The following is a 15666-nucleotide window of genomic DNA, read 5'->3' on the forward strand; positions in this document are numbered from 1 at the left end:
GTCAGGCTCCATTCGGTCGGATGGTTCCGCCGCCCTTGGGCGGCTGGCGGCTGGCCTCCAGAGGCCCACGGGCGCCGCCCGAGCCGCCGGATCCCAGGGTGGCGGCGTTGGCGAAATCGGCCAGGCCGGCGCTGGCGCCGCCCGCGACGCCTGCGGCTATGGCCGGGGTCTGCAGGAAGAAGATCGCGCCGAGCAGGCAGAGCGCGATGAAGATGAGGCCGCCGATCATCGGGTCTGCGCCCTGGATCGAGCCCCACTGGTCCCGCACCAGGGAGAGGACGAGTTGGAAAATGACGATCATCAGGGCGAAGAGGACGAGGTAGTTCACTGCCTGGCTCAGCCAGCCGAAGAAGAAGCGGCGGGTGGCGTCGAACAGGGCGCAGGCGATGAAGATCGGACCCAGGGTCACCAGCAGGGCCAGGGCCAGCTTGGCGACCAGCACCACGCCGAATCCGAGAGCAGCCGCCAGGGCGCCGATGATGAAGACCGCCGCCGAGATGACATAGGGGCCCGGATTGAAGGTCGAGGCGTCGCGGGCGATGTCCTCGCCCAGCCAGGCCGCATAGGCGAAGAACTGGTCGAAGGCGGCGCCGACGCTCGGGGCCTCAGCTCCGCTGACGGCGCGGGTCAGGACATTGGGCAGGCCGGTGAAAAGCGGCTCGGTCACGAAGCTGGAATAGGCGGTCGTGGTCGCCAGGGCGTAGATCAGGGCGAGCTTGATCGAGCGGACGGCGAAATCCATCACCGGTTCGCTGATGGCCCCGCGCAGAATGGCGAAGCCGTAGAGGACCACATAGAGGACGAGAGCGATCCTCAGAGGACCCTCGACCTCGGCGATCACCGCGGACAGCCGGCTGCCAAGGAAGTCGTTGAGGCGGCCGTCGATGAAGTCATAGCTCGGCTCGAAGACTCGGAACGCCATCGTCACGGCTCCCGAATGGTCTGGGCATAGGCGGCCATCCTCATTTGGCGACGGGCCTCGGCCAGGCCCTGACGGGCGGCGATGCAATCGCGGGTCCTCAGACCTGCGTCGCAGTCCGCGACGGCTCTGGCTGCGGTCTGGGGTGAACGCGCGAAGGTCTCGGCATCCTGCACAGGGGACGAGCAGGCCGCTAGGACGGCGAAGGCGAGAGGGGCGACGCGCCGGGTCATTGGAAGGCGCGCTCATAGACAGCCTGGCGGGCCGTCCTTGCGGCTTCGGCCTGTTCGCGGGCGCGCTGCTCCTCGAGCCGGGCTTCCGCGGCCTGGGTCAGGGCCAGCCCCTGCAGGCGGAGCTGTTCATTCTGGATCAGGGCCTGTTCGGCCGCGAGCCGGGCGTCGAGATCCATGACGGCGCGCGCATTGGGGGCGACGTCCAGGGCGCGGCGCAGGGTTTCCAATCCTTCAAGCCTCTGGTCGGACGCCTGGCTGACGGCCTCTCCGATGGCCAGATCCCGGGCTGTCCGGGCCCCTGAACGTTCGAGGCTGTCGCGGTAATAGGCTTCGGCTGTCGGAAGATCGCCTGAGGGCGGGGTGTAGAGGCGGGTCTCGCGGCGGATGGCGTCAGCGCGGTCAGCAAGATCGCCGAGCGCTGTCAGGTCGCCGTCAGCCGCCGCCCGCAGGGCCCGAAGGTCCGGCAGAGGATTGCGAACCTCGGGCAGGCCGAGGGCGCTCGCCAGGTCGTTGACGTCGGAGATCGAGTTCAGACTGTCGAAAAGGGCCTGGCCCTGTTCGACCTGGGCCTGAAGCGCGCGAAGTTGCTGCAGGGCGGTGCGGGCGTCCTCGACCAGTTTGGCATAGGCGGTCGGGTCGTGGACGATGTGCTGGGCCTGGGCGGCGGCGGGCGACAAGGCGAAGGCGGCGACCAGGGCCGCGAGCGAACGGGACATCATGAGGCTCTCCTTTGGGCATGGAAGAGGTCGCGCCATTGCGCATAGTCATCGCCCGCCTCGGCGCGGATCCGGTCGAGCAGGGCGACGGTTTCGGTCCGGCCCGAGAGGACGGCGAGGGCGTCGTCCATGCCTGTGAGGTCGAGTTCGACCACCACGCTGTTGTGGCCCTGCTTGACCAGAAAGCGATGAGACTCGGGCGTCAGCACGTCCCGGACCAGATGGAACTCGGCCTCGCTCAGGCCGAAGCCGTCGACATAGTCGCGAGCCTGACCATGGGCGTTGGGCAGGAAGATCTTGGTCGCGCACTGCTCCAGGATGGCGTGGGCGATCGGCGAGAGGAGCACGTCGGCGGGCGACTGGGTGCCGAACACCATCAGGGCGTTCTGTTTACGCCAGGTCTTCAGGCCGTCCTGGGCCAGGTCCGTGAAGGCGGGGTCGCCGAGCACCTTCCAGAACTCGTCGATGTCGAGGACCAGCCGGCGTCCGTCCACGCGTTCGGCGATGCGGTGGAAGAGATAGAGCATGGCCGGGGTACGGACCTCGTCATGGTCCAGCACCTGGGTGATGTCGAAGCCGACCAGAGAGGCCCCCAAGCTCAGGGCGTCCTCATCGTTGTCGAGGACCCAGCCCAGCGGACCCCCGCGCTGCCAGCGCTCGAGCCGGGCGCCGACGCCGCCGGCGTCGCCCTGGCCTAACAGGCTCCTCAGGGCGGCGATGGAGCGCTGCCGGCGGGGAAGGGCCTCCAGCGCCGCGACGCCATGATCGATCGCCCGGGCCTGGGCCACCGTCAGGGTCTCGTCAGGACGGCTGACCAGGACCCTGACCAGCTGGACCAGAAAGGCGCGGTTATGGGGTGACGGGGGCAGGGCTTTGAACGGGGCGAAGCCGGTCGGTTCGCCGTTAGCCAGCGCCAGATAGGTCCCGCCGCAGGCGCGCACGAAGATCTCCGCGCCACGGTCCTTGTCGATGAAGATCTGCTGAGCGCCGAACCGCTCCAACTGGGCCAGCATGAAGTTCTGGACGACCGTCTTGCCGGACCCGGAGGGGCCGCAGATGAAGGCATGGCCCAGGTCGCCGACATGGAAGTTGAAATAGAAGGGCGAGCCGGCGGTTGTTCTCAGGGCGGCGACGGCAGGTCCCCAGTGGTTTCCAGTCGCCTTGCCGACAGGATGGGCGTGGAAGGGTGCGAGGGCTGCGAAATTGCGCGAGGTGATGGCCGCCGGGCGGGTGCGTCGTGCAAAGGCGCCGGGAAACTGGGACCAGAAGGCGGCTTCGAGGCCGAGGTCCTCGCGCGCCACCACCAGGCCTGAGTCCGCCAGAAGGGCGCGCGCCTTGGACAGATGATCCGCCAGTTCCGTCGGCGTGTCGCCATAGACCAAGACCGAGGCCTGGTGTTCGCCCATGACGAAGCGGTTGCTCGTCAGTTCGTCCAGGGCCTCGGATAGTCCAGCGATCTGGGAGCCGGCCCGGTCGCGGGCCGAGACCATCTGGTTCTGCTTGCGCTCCATCACAGCCCGGGCGGAGGCCTTGGACAGGAAGGCGAAGGACTGGGTGACGACGAAACTGAAGCGGGCGCTGAGCAGGGCGTTCCACAACCCGGTCCGGGTCGTGGCTGGATATTCCTTGATGGCCAGAACGCCGGCGTAGCGGGCCGCCGCCACATCCCGCAGCTCAAGGGTCTCCCGGCCGAAGATGGCGCGTGTCGTGTAGAGGGCGGCGCCGAGGTGGCCGTAGACGATGGGCGCGGGCGATCGCTGTCCGGTGAGGACAAGCCCCATGATCTCCATGGGCTGCGAGAACCAGACGCCGTTCTTCTCATAGAGGCCAAGGCGGCGCGGGGCATAGCGGGCCAGATACTGAGCGAGATCGCGTCCCGCCTCCTCGATCCGGCGCACCTGGATCATGGCGGGTTCCGCGTCTTCGCGCCGCGTCGCGCGAAGACGCCGCATAAGGGCGGCGGTCCGGTCGGAGGGCTCGCGTCCCGGGTGCAGGACCAGGGTGACGAACAACTCATTGACCCACAGGGGCCGTTCGGTCGCCCGGGCGTCATAGGCGGCCCCGAGCTCGGCGGCGAAGGTTGAGCGATAGCCGGTGGAGGGCTCGAGCTCGACCCGACGACGCACCACGTGGTGCCAGATGGCGAACTGCTCGTCGGCGAGGTTCCGCCAGGCCTGGTTCAGCTTCAGGTGCCAATCGTTCAGGTCGCGGGCGTCGGCCGTCTCAAAGCTCGCGCCCTCAATCTGGAACACCAGCATGAGGGCGCCGCTGTCGAGGGCCACGACGTGGTCGTTGACGTGCCGCGCATAGGGCAGGTGGGATCGGGCGTCGCCTTCCCGCCTGAGCCGGCTGTTGCTGACCCAGCCCTCAGCCACGGATCAGCTCCGCGGCGCGGTAACGGCGGACCAGGGGGAGGGGCGAAGGCGAGCTTCCGCCCCAGAGGGCGGCGTTGCGGGCCCGGCCCTTGGTGTCGACATAGACGAAGAGCAGCCGGAAGGCGTTGTGGTCGGCGCGGCAGATGGCGCGAAACACCATGTGCAGGACGGGGGCGACCTGCAGGTAGAGCAGGCTGCCTCCGATGAGGAAGACGAGCCCGGAGAGGATGACATTGACCCCCATGGCCTCCATGGGAACGCCCATGACCATGGCCGGCCTTGTGCAGGCCAGGAAGAGCGGGTCTTCGGCAAGGCGTTCTTCAGCCATGTCCGCCTCCGGCGAAGAACTGGCTGGCGGCGAGGGCGATGATCAGGCCGCACCCGAGACCGCCGGCGATCTGGGCCAAGCGCAGGGCCGAGATCAACCGTCGCCCGAGCGCCAGCCCGAGTGCGAAGGCGGTACCGGCGACGCTTACGGCGAGAAGGGCTGTGGCGGCGGTCATCAGGCGCCGCCGGTGATCAGATTGACGATCTCGGCTGCGCCGAAGACGACGATGATCCCGAGCACGACAATGGCGGCCCGGCGCAGGTCGAACAGACCGAACATCCAGAGAATGCCGACCACGACCACAGCCAGGACGGCGAGCAGGCGCGCCGTATTGCCAGTGAGCATATCGACGACGTTCTGGAGCAGGCCTTCGATATTGGCTGAGGCGAGGGCGGGCTCTGCCAGCAGAAGGCTGGAGGCGCCGGCGATCAGAGCGGCGGCGCAGAGGCGCTGCGCCTTTGAGGTGGATCGGGTCATCTTTGACCTCCCGTGGTGTTTTCGGTGGAGAAGAAGACCAGGGTCGCGGCGATTTGCGCGCGTCCGAACACGTCCCAGGCGGCGACCGGTGGGGGCGCGGCTGGCGTGATCCGGGCGGTGTGCGGGATCTCGGGCGCGGCCTGACCTAGGCCCAAGGTCTCGGCGGCGGCCTCGACCCTGGCGACATAGCCGTTGCGAAAGCCCCGGCTCGGGTGGCCGGTGTTGTATCGCGAGAGGGCGACCCTCAGGCTCTGCTGCGGCGTCTCGTCCGCCTTCGGCCGAAAGCCCGTGCGCAGAACCTGACCGGCGGCGGCGAGATTGCGGCAGGGATCAAAGGCGGCTTCCGGGCTCAGACCGAGCCAGTCCAGGTTGTCGCTATTGATCTGGGCCACGCCGAGATCGAGGTTGGCGCCCCGTTGAAGAAGGTCGCGCGTGATCCGGGCGGCGTCCGCTGCGTTCTGAGGTCGGCGCGCCGGGCGCGGTCCGCGATTGACGCCGATGGCCAGGGGGTCGAACCGGCTTTCGGCGTAGGCGACAGCAGCCAGCGTATGCGGCGCGGTCTGGGGCGAGCAGGTCTGGGCGAGGATGAGTATGGCGGCGAGATCGAGCAAGGCGGGCCTCCAGGTTTGGAGCGCCATTCAGCCTCGCCGCGGCCGGGCCATCGACCCGCGGCCCCCCCGTCGCAAGTCTACGGTGGCGTGCTCACCGGAGTGGGGGAGTCGGATAAAGCGGCCGTGAGCCTGGCGACGGCCTGGATGCGCGTCCGCACGCCCAGCAGATTGCAGGCGTCCGCCAGGTGTTCATCGACGGTGCGAGGCGACAGGCCGAGCGCCGTGCCGATCCGGGCGGAGGTCAGGCCTTCAGCCGCGAGCGTCAGGCACTGACGCTGACGATGGGTCAGGGCGCGGGCGGGAAGCGGGAAGGGCGGGGTCTGGCGCATAAGACCAGCACAACCGCGCCCCGGCCTTGCGGCCAGCCCGCAACTTCCCGGCGAGAGATCTACGGCGCCCCGTCTCCGGTGGTGTCCTCGTCCTCCGTCTCGTCGGGCGGAATCAGTTTTGCGAGCCTCTGTTTCAACCAGGCATTGGCGGCCTCGTCGCGGCGCACCGCCTGCAAAGCGAGTTCCTTGAAGGACCGCGTCACGGCGTTGATGATGGTGCGACCGTCCAGTTCGGCGATCCCGTCGCCCATGTCCTCGTCCAGGGCGTGCAGGGCGACCACGAGGATTTCCACCAGCTTGTTGTCGGCCGCCCTCAGGGCGAACTCCGGCGACCCGAAGGCCATGGCGGCGAAGATGGCGTAGGGGTCGGAATCCGTTACCCGGGCGAAGCGATGGATGCGTTCGTGGTGGACCTTGCCCTTCCCGGCTTCGAACAGCTCATAAGTGCGGGGACGCATCCCCATCTTCTCTGCCACGTCGACGGTGCGCATCCGGCGGTGCATCCGGATCATACGGAGCGACGCCGACAAGGTCGCGCTCTGGGATTGGCGTTTTTCCGGGCCCATCGTCCGGCTCTCTCCCCGCTGATGAAGCGGTGGGATCGAAATCCCAGCACCCCTGTGGGTTGAAAAATGGGCCAGCCCTGACTCAAATGAAAGTCAGTAAGGAAACGGGTGCTGAAAACTTGCGCGCAAGCGAAATTAACATGCGGTTGTTGGTCGTCAGCGCGCGAATATTTTAGGAGCGACAAGGGGCGGCAATGAGGTTGCGTGATCCCTATCATCAGGCGCTTGCGGCTCTTTCAGAGTTCGCTGGTGAAGGCCGGTTCGGCTCGGGCATGCCCCTGGTCATCACGCGCCTGGCTGAGGAACTGAGGTTGAGCCCTACGCCCGTCCGGGAGGCGTTGGCGCGGCTCGCCGGCGAGGGGATCATCGAGCACTGGCCCGGTCGGGGCTATTTCGCGCTGAGCCTGGGGGCGACCGACATCGCCGAGCTTTATGATTATCACCAACGCCTTGTGCTGTGGGCTATCGACCTGCCGATCGTGGCCACTATCGAGCGGCCGGACATGGGGGAAGCATCCCCGGGCGGCCGTCTGGAGCAGGTCTTCGCCAGGGTGACGGCAAGGTCGGGAAACCGAGTCCTTAACCGCGCCTATCGCCTGGCGGCGGCGCGGCTCCGACCGATCCGCCTTGTGGAGGCGGTGGCGGCTCCCCTCGCGCCCGAAGTGGCGGATCGCCTCGAAGGCCTTTTAGAAGACAATTGCATCCTTGAGTTCAAGGCCGCTGCGGTTCGATATCATGAAGGACGAATTCGACTGGCGGGCAGCATCGCCGGAGCCATGAGGCGATCAGAGCAAAGTATAGATTGAATATAGCTTTCAAATAGAGAGGCGACGGCGCTCCCTGATGACGCCGATGCATTTCGCGTCGGCTCCAGGAGGTACTGTCATGTTGAAGACCCTGTCCGGCCTGATCCGCCTTGGATCGGCCGTCGTCCATACCCGCGCCGAGACCGGCACCGAGAAGGAAGAGCTCAATCCGGTGTTTCATTACGACGATATCGGCGCACGCGTCGACGTGGTTCGTCTCGGCGTCGCCGGGCGGGAAACCCGCGCGGACTCCCCGGACGGCTTTCTCGAACTGATCCCGGTCCAGCGCTGGGAAATGGGCGGCGCGAGCCGCTGAACGGCCGAGGACGTCGCCCGACGGGCGGCGTCCTCACGGTCGCCGGGAGATGAATATGACCCCTGTGCTGAGGGCCGGCGTTCATGCCGCCGTGGTCGGCGACGCCCTGATACTGCTCGACCTGGAGAAGGACGACTATCTCTGCCTTCCGGGCGCGGGCGGCGCGGTGACGACCGGCGAGGGCGGCGCTTTGCAGGTCGAGGACGCGGGCGTCTTCGGGGTCCTGGATGCGGCGGGTCTGTTGGGGCCGGGTCCGGTCATGCCGGGCAAGCCCCTGCCTGAACGGCCCCTGGTCTCTGTCATTCATGAATCGGCGGGACGTCCGCCCACGCTACCGATGTGGCTGGATGGCCTGAAGGCCGCGTTCGCGGTGCGGAAGGCCCGCAAGAGCGCCGGGGTGAAGGACTATCTGACACTGGCCGGAGGGCCGGATGGCGACCGGAGTCTGGCCCGCGTCGCCGAGGCGGCGCGCGTCTTCTGGCGCATGGCGCCCTGGCTGCCGATCGAGGGCGAGTGCCTTATCAGGTCGGCCCTTCTGATGCGTTTCCTTCAGCGGCGCGGCCTTGAAGCCGACTGGGTCTTCGGCGTCCGCCTTTGGCCCTTTACGGCTCACTGCTGGGTGCAACTGGACGGCGTCTGTCTCAATGACGACGTCGAACGCCTGACCTCCTACACGCCGATCTACTGCCGATGAAACCTTCGGATCGCGGCTATATAGTCATCCAGTCGGATCGCATGGATCCGGTGGATAGGGCTGTGCTCGATGCCGGGCGTCGCGGCCTCGAGCAGGCGGGCTGGCGGTCTGTCCTGGCGCTCGACGGCCTGGAAGTCTTCGTCGGCCCCGGACGGACGCCCCGGGTGCGTCAGATTCATCGCTGCTGCATCCTGATCGGCGAGTACCGGCCTCATGGCCAGGCCTTGTCGTCCCTGGTCGGGGGCAGTCGCACCCCCCGGGGGCTGGCGCGGGCGGCGGTCGACGGCGGATCGGGGCGATATATTCTGGTCTGGCGCACGGAAGCAGGGGAACTGGCAGTCCTGCGCGATCCCGGGGGCGCGATGGACTGCATGGTCTGGAACCGGGGCGGACTGAGGCTGGCCGCCGACCAGCCGCCGCCAGAGGCGGACATCCTCCTTTCGGACAGTCTGGCGATCGACTGGGAATGTCTTGGCGAGATCGTCGATCAGCCCGGGCTGGTGAGCGAACAGCCGCCGCTGCACGGCCTGACCGCAGTCGCGCCGGGAGAGTTCGCCCTGATGACCGGCCACCCTCTTCGGGAAGCGGTGTGGACCCCGGCCGATATTTGGCGGAAGCGTCGTTCCGATCCCTCGCCCGGCGCGCTGCGGTCCGTGGTGGACGCGGCGGTGGCGGCAGAGACCGGGAGTCATGAGCGACTGGTCGGGGAAATGTCCGGCGGACTGGATTCCGCCATCGTCTCCAGCAGCCTCGCCGCGTCAGGCGGAGCAGCGCGATCTCGTTTCATCAACTACTACGGCGACCGCGCGGAGGGTGACGAGCGGATCTACGCCGAGGCCAACGCCCGTAAGAACCGGCTTTCGCTTGAGACGGCGAAGAAACCCGTCGCAGCGATCACACCCGAACTGCTGGCGCCCCTGGGGTGGGGACTGCGTCCGTCCTTGCACGGGGTTGATGTCGCCTATGATCGGGATATGGCGGATCGCCTGGCGGCCGCGGGCGCGACGGGCCTTCTGACCGGTCAGGGCGGGGACGCCGTCTTCTTCCAGGCCCCGGATGCCAGGGTGGTCGTCGATCGCCGTCGCCGCAGGGGATGGCGGGGGCTCGAGCCCGGCTACTGGGCCGAGGTCGGTCGGTGGACGCGACATTCGGTCTGGTCGGTCGCGGGGCTGGCGCTTGGACCCTCCCGCATTCCACCGGCTGCGGGGCGACGCCATCCCTGGCTGGAGGACTGCGACGACCTTCCGCCCGCCAAGCGCGGCCAGATCCTGCGTCTGGTCAACTGCCAGCTCTTCCACGGAGACTGTCTGCGGGCGCGAGCGGCGGATCTTATCCATCCCCTGCTGGGTCAGTCCGTCATGGAGCATGTCCTCGGCGTGCCGTCGGATCTGTTGCTGGCCGGAGTCCGGGATCGCGGACTGGCGCGCCTGGCCTTCGCTGAGCGCCTGCCTGACCTGATCACCCGACGTCGGGACAAGGGGGATCTGAGCGCCTTCTACGGCCAGGTGGTCCTGTCGAGCCTTCCCTCTCTCCGGCCCTTTCTTCTAGAGGGCCGGCTTGTGGAACAGAGCCTGCTGGATCGGGCCAGGCTCGAGCAGGATCTGGCGCCGGACCGCCTGATGTGGGCGCCCGGGGGCAATCGCCCGCTACTGCTCGCGGTGCTGGAAGTCTGGGCACGACACTGGGGCGAACGGATCGAGCGGCGGAACCGGGCGGAACAGGATCGCCTGGCCGATGGGCAGGATCATCCGGCCCTGGGGTAGAGGGGGGGCGAGCTTCTGAAGCCCGGCTTCCGGTCTCGAGCAGTTGCTTAACGTCATGGTGGTCGCGGGGTGCGGATTTTCAAACCGGATGAAGGTTTGAAATCTGCCCGGTTTGCCAGGTCAGGCTTTCTGATTTTGACCACTCTCAAACCAGGCGGCTTCCATCCCGCGACAACCCCCTGAAAGGCCTAAGATTACGGAGATGGAGGGCCTAGGTATCGAGCGAGCCAGTCGAGGATTCTGGCGTGCAGGTCCCTGAGGTTGCCGGGGCTGGCGTAGGTGTGGCCCTCGCCGAAATAGGTCAGGAGACCGGCTTCCCGGTTGCGACGGTAGAGGGCGCTGAAGAGGGTGCTCATGCGCTGGTTGTCGAGATCGGACTCGATCAGAAGGGCCGGCGTGCGAATGGCTTCGGCCTTGTAGAGGGGGCTGGCCTCGACATAGGCCTCCGGCGCCGCTGCGAAGTCGCCGATAGAAGCCTGTCCGGTCTCGCCCCACCCGATCAACTGTCCGACGGGAACGCCCTCCTCGGGCGCGACCCTGAAGAAGGGCGGAAGCTGCAGGGACAGGCTCAGATCAGGATATCCATTTGAGGCGATGACCGCGCTGAACCGGTCGCTCTGGGTCACGGCGCTGAGAACGCCGTAGCCGCCGAAGCTGTGACCGATCAGGGCGACACGGCCGGGATCGACGAGCCCGAGGTCGCCGGCGGCGTCCACCGCGACCAGGATCCGGTCCGCGATCCCCGCGGCCGGCTGGCGTTCCCCGGGCGCGAGCGGGAGGCTGACGATGAGGACGGCGTAGCCCGCCCCCGCGATCACGGCCGGATTGTTCTGCATCCGGGTTCCCCCGGGGAGGAGCGCCGACGGCGCCGAACGTGGGGCTGTTCCGGGATAGACCTCGACCACGACGGGCAGACGCTCCCCCGGCGCCGTGCCGGGCGGCAGGAGAAGCCAGCTTGTCAGGGCCTCGCCGGCCGGACCCGGATGAGGCACGGGCACGACGCGCCCCCAGTCGATATCCGACCACCCCTCATTGAGCGCGACGAGAGGTTTGATCGCCTTAGTGGACCGGAGTCGCACCTCGCTTTCGCCTTGGCTGGTGTGGCGGGTGACAAGGAAGTCGGCGTGCGGACTGGCCGCGAGGACCACCTCTTCGGAGTTCAGGGGCGTCAGGCAGGCGGGCGTCCCTGAGAGGCGTGACAGACAGGCCTGATCGACAAGGGTGCGTTGGCCCATATCCCGGGGCGAGGGATTCCACCGCGCCGGATTGCCCATGTCGTGGGTCTGCCCCTGGTCGCGAAGCTGTCCCCGCGCCAGCAGCGGTCCGTCCGACGTGAAACCATGGACCCCGTCGGCGCGCTGGATGGCGGCGCGCCCGTGGAACTCCACGATCCGTTCCGAGGGCTCTTTGACAGGAATGGCCGATGAGGCTGAGCCGGGGGTCACCCAGACCCGGGCGCCGTCAGCGGTCCGGGCCTGAACGATCGGCCGGCGGCCGTCCCAGCTGGCAAGGGGAATGGCCACGCCGTCCCAGGTGCGCTGTATCCAGGGTTTCAGCGGGCGGAGATCAAGGGGGCGGGCGCGTCCGTTCGAGGACACCGTCCAGAACTGACCGTCCTCGTCGAAGTCGCCGCCGGGAGGGCGGCCGAAGACGATGAAGGCGTCGGAAGCGGACGACCAGGTCAGGAGATACATGGCCAGGTCCTGGTCGGGCAGCGGGCTGCGCACGACGCCGGTGTCGAGTTCCACCAGGCTCAGTCGTCTCCGGCGGATAGGGTCGCCGACCCGGACCGGTCGATCTGGTCGGGGCTGAAGATCCTCGGCGTCTTCCAGCAGTGCGGCGTGGACGCCGTCAGGCGAGAGTCTGAGATCGAACCACTCCCCGCGGGCCAGCAGCCGCGGTGCACCGGTGATGACGTCCAAAACGATGAGGGTGGAGGGCTCGGCCCGGGTCCGGGACTGCCGGTTCTGACCGCTGGGGATGTAGACCGCGCTCGAGCCATGGCCGCTGGCCGCCGTGCGCCACAGCTGCTCCACGCGTTTCTGGACCTTGAATCCGACACGCATGGCGACGGGCGGATCGTGACGCGGCCGGGCGACGAAGACCATTTCTGTCGGTGATCGCCATGCGACGGTCTGGCCGAACTGGGACATCTCCGGCGTGAAAGGATACCAGGCGGTCTCGCCGGTCTCCAGCGTCAGCACGCCGAGTTGCAGGTCGTCGGCTGTCACCCGGAACACCGCCATGCGGGCTCCGTCGGGCGAGAAGGGACCGGAAAGGTGGCCGGCCTCGTGGCCGGGCGCGGCAAGGCGGATCGGCGCCCTGTCCTGTGCGACGCGATGGACCTCCAGATCGGTCAGCATGGCGTTGACCATGGTGGACAGATCATAGGATCCGGCCTGGTCATAGGGGCGCTGATGCTCGATCGAGACCCAGGCCCCGTCAGGGCTGATGCGGGTCGTTCCGATGTCCTCGTGAGTCAGCAGATCATCGATCGAAAAGGGACGGGGCGTCTGGGCCGCCACCGGCCATGCCGCTGTCGTGGCCAGGGCGAGCGCGAGAAGAGAGCGCCGCATTACCAGGCCTTCGTCAGTTGCAGCGAGACGAAGCGTCCCATCACATTGGCGTTGGCGGCGTCATAGGCCACGCCCTCCGGCGCATCATAGAAGGGCGGGTCGCGGTCGAACAGGTTCTGGACCGTAAATGTGAGACCGGTTCCGGCAAGGAGACCCTGTTCGGGCGTGAAGCGGACCGCGAGGTCGGCGGTCGTCCACGACCCGATGCGCTTCCCGCTGAGGTCGCGATAGGAATTGACGAAATTGACCGAGGGCGAGACGGACCAGGGGCCGCGCGACCATGAGGCTGAGCCCCGGCCGCGCAGGCCGACCGGGAAATTGGGCCGGTCGAGCTGGGAGACGTTCGGGGCGTTGGGCGTCGGCCTGGCGTCGAACCGTTCGAGCCAGGTCAGGTTGAGGCCGAGGTCGAAGGCGTCCGCTCCGCGGGAGAGGCCGTAGTCGATGTTGAGGTCGGCGCCCTGGACCAGGACGCTCGTCGTATTGACGTAGCGGGCGTCGACGATGGCGCCGTAAGACGAGGCGGGGAACTGGTCGCGTAGTCCGGTCGTGGGCAGGTCGAGGATGGCCTGGATCGCAGCGAGGTCCTCGCTGTTGGCAGGGTTCAGAGTTCTGACGAAGGGCGCGAGGGAAGGATCGCTCAGCGCCGTCAGGATGCTCTCGCGGGCCGGCTGGCCGATCCGGTTCTGGAAGTCGGTCCTGAAACCGTTCACCCCGACGCGCAGGCCGGGAAGGCGGTCGGGGCGGATCTCGAAGCCGAGCGTCCAGGTGTCGGCCTCTTCCGGCTGAAGGTCAGGATTGCCGCCGTAGAGGATCATGGACAGGATCTGCTGCGAGCCGCGCGGGAGGATCGAGGGACTGGCGCTGGGCGCGTCGTGAACCTCGCGCAGGGCGGGTGCCCGGAACGAGCGGCCGTAGTTGGCTTTGAGGCGCAGCGTATCGACAGGATCCCAGACGATCCCGATCTTGGGACTGGTGGTCTGGCCGACGTCGGCATAGTCCTCGAACCGGGCCGCGAGCGAGAGCTCGAGCCGTTCAAAGCCAGCACGACGGTTATTGGCGGCGAAGAGAGGGACGCGGACCTCGCCGAAGGCCGCCGCCACCTGTCTTTCCGTCCTGACCGCGGCGCCGATTGTGGGGGCGAGACCGCTGCTGAAGCCGGTGGACTGCCGCTTGAAGGTCTCCTCGCGGAAGGAAAGGCCCGTCGCCAACCGGAGCGGCCCGCCCGGAAGCTCCAGGAGAGCACCGGAAATCTGGACATTCGCCGATGCGACGCCCGTCCGGCTGTAGGCGCGCGAGTAGCCCGAACTGATGAAGTCGAGAACGGCGGCCGTATTCACCGCCTCGTCGCCGAAGGGGTTCAGGTATCCGTCCCGCGAGGGGCTGAAAGACGTGGCGGGATTGTCGGCGATCGCCCCGAGCGCTTCGCGCAGATAGGTGGACTGAAGCGCTCCGGAAGAGCCCGTCCGGCTCTCCTCCGAGGCGTAGGCGACATAGGCGTCGATCCGCCAGTCCCGGGGCAGGTCGAGGGCCCCGCCCAGGCTGGCGCCCAGGCTCTCGACCTCGCCGAAGATGCGCGGCGGAGCAATCTGACCCTGGAAGGAATAGGCGATGGTGTGCGAGCGCGCGCCCGTCGGCGAGACGAAAAAGGGGTTGGCGTCGGTCACCGTCAGCAGGGTGCTGATCGGAAAGGAATGGGTTTCATAGTTGCGCTTGCCGTACCGGGCGTCGGCCGTGACCTCGAGCCGGTCGCTGAGGCCCTGGCGCCAGAGGGCGTAGCCGCTGTGTCGGGTTTGCCGCGGCAGGACGTTGATGCCGGCGCGCAGGTTTTCGAGATTGACTTGCCCGGGCAGGAAGTCGCCGGGCTGAAGTTCGACCCCTGACTGTCCCGGTGGGATGGCCCAGGCCGGCACATAGCCGCCCGACGCAGGATCGAAAGCGACGATGTTTCCCGGGTTGCTGTAGAACTGACGGCGATCGGACCCGCCGCGCCATCGGAGGTCGGAGTCGCTCGCCAGCCGCCTTTCCGTTCCTGAAAGGGCCTCGCGATCGTTGTACTCATAGGTGAGCAGGGCGTTCCCGCTGCTCCAACGACGGCCGAAGGTCTGGCCGAATTGGTACTCTCCGCTGGCTCCGTCGCTGGTGTTGCCGACCCGGATCCGGGTTTCCGCGCCGTCGTAATCGTCCCGCAGGATGATGTTGACCACGCCGCCCACGGCGTCGGCGCCATAGAGGGCCGAGGCGCCGTCGAGGAGGACGTCGACCCGCTTGATCGCGGCGGTCGGAATGGAGGAGACATCGGCGAAATCGCCCTTGGAGCCCGTGCCCGCCATGCGACGGCCGTTGATCAGCACAAGGGTGGCGTCGCTGCCAAGCCCGCGAAGATTGACGCCGTTGGCGTAGGTCGAGTTGGTTCCCGAGCGATCCCCGCCGTTGTTCAGGGCCGCTTCATTGGCGGTTCCACCGAAGTTCTGCGGCAGGGCGGCGAGGAGCTGGGCCACGGTGGCGCGGCCTTCACGGTCCATCTGGTCGCGGTCGATGGTGATTACAGGAGAGGGGCCGTCGCCCACGCCGCGGATCAGGCTGCCAGTAACGACGACGTCGTCCACCACCGTCAGTTCCTGGTCGTCGAGGACTTCGGCGCGCGCCGCCGGGTCGAAAAGGACATAGACGTTGGGCCGGGTCCGACGGAAGCTGAGCCCGGTATCACGCAGAAGGGCGGCCAGGCCAGCTTCGGCACCATACACGCCTTGTAGGCCCGGCGAGGTCCGACCTTCAACCAGGGCCGCCGGATAGAGGATCTGGAGCCGGCTCTGTTCGATGAAGACGGTCAGACTCCGGGCGAGCGGGCCAGCCGGCGCATCATAGCGTCGTACAGCCTCCGCGCCTTGGGCCCAGGCCGGCGCAGCGCATAAAATGAGCGCCGTTGAGAGTGCAGTCGTCCCCAAACCGATACGCAT

At 67.6% G+C, this 15666-nt stretch carries 15 protein-coding genes; 4 read left to right on the forward strand and 11 right to left on the reverse strand.

All coding sequences use genetic code 11. From position 1 onward, the window contains the following. Position 1: 1 nt before the first annotated feature. The 9 genes from CQ039_RS00825 to CQ039_RS00870 all read right to left on the reverse strand — a co-directional run bounded on the left by CQ039_RS00825 (position 2) and on the right by CQ039_RS00870 (position 6446). A complete protein-coding gene (locus tag CQ039_RS00825; RefSeq protein WP_105564787.1) occupies positions 2–922 on the reverse strand; it encodes a type IV secretion system protein in 921 nt (306 codons plus the stop codon). 226 nt (positions 923–1148) lie between these two features. Next, positions 1149–1868, reverse strand: coding sequence for a type IV secretion system protein (locus CQ039_RS00835; RefSeq protein WP_199183546.1), 720 nt, complete (start codon positions 1866–1868; stop codon positions 1149–1151). Then, positions 1868–4243, reverse strand: coding sequence for a VirB4 family type IV secretion/conjugal transfer ATPase (locus CQ039_RS00840; protein WP_105564790.1), 2376 nt, complete (start codon positions 4241–4243; stop codon positions 1868–1870). Before CQ039_RS00840 ends, CQ039_RS00835 begins: the two co-directional genes overlap by 1 nt. Further along, a complete protein-coding gene (locus tag CQ039_RS00845) occupies positions 4236–4571 on the reverse strand; it encodes a type IV secretion system protein VirB3 (protein WP_105564791.1) in 336 nt (111 codons plus the stop codon). Before CQ039_RS00845 ends, CQ039_RS00840 begins: the two co-directional genes overlap by 8 nt. Continuing rightward, on the reverse strand, positions 4564–4746 hold the full coding sequence (locus CQ039_RS00850) for a hypothetical protein (RefSeq protein WP_105564792.1): 183 nt from the start codon (positions 4744–4746) through the stop codon (positions 4564–4566). The genes CQ039_RS00845 and CQ039_RS00850 overlap by 8 nt, the downstream gene beginning before the upstream one ends. Continuing rightward, positions 4746–5048 carry a TrbC/VirB2 family protein gene (locus CQ039_RS00855; protein WP_105564793.1) on the reverse strand — a complete coding sequence of 101 codons (303 nt, stop codon included), beginning with the start codon at positions 5046–5048 and terminating at the stop codon, positions 4746–4748. Before CQ039_RS00855 ends, CQ039_RS00850 begins: the two co-directional genes overlap by 1 nt. After that, the gene (locus tag CQ039_RS00860) at positions 5045–5659 is read right to left on the reverse strand and encodes a lytic transglycosylase domain-containing protein (RefSeq protein ID WP_233190328.1); all 615 of its coding nucleotides are present in this window, start codon (positions 5657–5659) and stop codon (positions 5045–5047) included. Before CQ039_RS00860 ends, CQ039_RS00855 begins: the two co-directional genes overlap by 4 nt. 77 nt (positions 5660–5736) lie before the next feature. Further along, the gene (locus CQ039_RS00865; protein ID WP_105564795.1) at positions 5737–5988 is read right to left on the reverse strand and encodes a helix-turn-helix transcriptional regulator; all 252 of its coding nucleotides are present in this window, start codon (positions 5986–5988) and stop codon (positions 5737–5739) included. Between the two features lie 59 nt (positions 5989–6047). Next, the gene (locus CQ039_RS00870; protein ID WP_199183521.1) at positions 6048–6446 is read right to left on the reverse strand and encodes a hypothetical protein; all 399 of its coding nucleotides are present in this window, start codon (positions 6444–6446) and stop codon (positions 6048–6050) included. 308 nt (positions 6447–6754) lie between these two features. Between CQ039_RS00870 and CQ039_RS00875 the strand changes: the two genes are divergently transcribed. The 4 genes from CQ039_RS00875 (at position 6755) to CQ039_RS00890 (ending at position 10133) form a co-directional block, all read left to right on the forward strand. Next, positions 6755–7360, forward strand: a complete 606-nt coding sequence (locus CQ039_RS00875) for a GntR family transcriptional regulator (RefSeq protein WP_158256023.1) — start codon at positions 6755–6757, stop codon at positions 7358–7360. A 79-nt stretch (positions 7361–7439) separates the two neighbouring features. Continuing rightward, the gene (locus CQ039_RS00880; protein WP_105564798.1) at positions 7440–7676 is read left to right on the forward strand and encodes a hypothetical protein; all 237 of its coding nucleotides are present in this window, start codon (positions 7440–7442) and stop codon (positions 7674–7676) included. A 55-nt stretch (positions 7677–7731) separates the two neighbouring features. After that, positions 7732–8370 (forward strand): lasso peptide biosynthesis B2 protein, encoded by a 639-nt coding sequence (locus CQ039_RS00885; RefSeq protein ID WP_105568033.1) that lies wholly within the window; start codon positions 7732–7734, stop codon positions 8368–8370. Continuing rightward, positions 8367–10133, forward strand: coding sequence for an asparagine synthase-related protein (locus CQ039_RS00890; RefSeq protein WP_105564800.1), 1767 nt, complete (start codon positions 8367–8369; stop codon positions 10131–10133). Before CQ039_RS00885 ends, CQ039_RS00890 begins: the two co-directional genes overlap by 4 nt. 194 nt (positions 10134–10327) lie before the next feature. Here CQ039_RS00890 and CQ039_RS00895 read toward each other — a convergent pair whose 3' ends face one another. Together CQ039_RS00895 and CQ039_RS00900 are read right to left on the reverse strand one after the other, a co-directional pair. Next, positions 10328–12709 carry a S9 family peptidase gene (locus CQ039_RS00895; protein ID WP_105564801.1) on the reverse strand — a complete coding sequence of 794 codons (2382 nt, stop codon included), beginning with the start codon at positions 12707–12709 and terminating at the stop codon, positions 10328–10330. Further along, the gene (locus CQ039_RS00900) at positions 12709–15666 is read right to left on the reverse strand and encodes a TonB-dependent receptor (RefSeq protein ID WP_105564802.1); all 2958 of its coding nucleotides are present in this window, start codon (positions 15664–15666) and stop codon (positions 12709–12711) included. The genes CQ039_RS00895 and CQ039_RS00900 overlap by 1 nt, the downstream gene beginning before the upstream one ends.

This window comes from Brevundimonas sp. MYb52 (genome assembly GCF_002979535.1).
Taxonomy (GTDB): domain Bacteria; phylum Pseudomonadota; class Alphaproteobacteria; order Caulobacterales; family Caulobacteraceae; genus Brevundimonas.

Coding starts and splice junctions, on each gene's coding strand:
- CQ039_RS00825 (WP_105564787.1), bottom strand. CDS start 922: ATGGCGTTCCGAGTCTTCGAGCCGAGCTATGACTTCATCGACGGCCGC.
- CQ039_RS00835 (WP_199183546.1), bottom strand. CDS start 1,868: ATGTCCCGTTCGCTCGCGGCCCTGGTCGCCGCCTTCGCCTTGTCGCCC.
- CQ039_RS00845 (WP_105564791.1), bottom strand. CDS start 4,571: ATGGCTGAAGAACGCCTTGCCGAAGACCCGCTCTTCCTGGCCTGCACA.
- CQ039_RS00850 (WP_105564792.1), bottom strand. CDS start 4,746: ATGACCGCCGCCACAGCCCTTCTCGCCGTAAGCGTCGCCGGTACCGCC.
- CQ039_RS00855 (WP_105564793.1), bottom strand. CDS start 5,048: ATGACCCGATCCACCTCAAAGGCGCAGCGCCTCTGCGCCGCCGCTCTG.
- CQ039_RS00865 (WP_105564795.1), bottom strand. CDS start 5,988: ATGCGCCAGACCCCGCCCTTCCCGCTTCCCGCCCGCGCCCTGACCCAT.
- CQ039_RS00870 (WP_199183521.1), bottom strand. CDS start 6,446: ATGCGTCCCCGCACTTATGAGCTGTTCGAAGCCGGGAAGGGCAAGGTC.
- CQ039_RS00880 (WP_105564798.1), top strand. CDS start 7,440: ATGTTGAAGACCCTGTCCGGCCTGATCCGCCTTGGATCGGCCGTCGTC.
- CQ039_RS00885 (WP_105568033.1), top strand. CDS start 7,732: ATGACCCCTGTGCTGAGGGCCGGCGTTCATGCCGCCGTGGTCGGCGAC.
- CQ039_RS00890 (WP_105564800.1), top strand. CDS start 8,367: ATGAAACCTTCGGATCGCGGCTATATAGTCATCCAGTCGGATCGCATG.
- CQ039_RS00895 (WP_105564801.1), bottom strand. CDS start 12,709: ATGCGGCGCTCTCTTCTCGCGCTCGCCCTGGCCACGACAGCGGCATGG.
- CQ039_RS00900 (WP_105564802.1), bottom strand. CDS start 15,666: ATGCGTATCGGTTTGGGGACGACTGCACTCTCAACGGCGCTCATTTTA.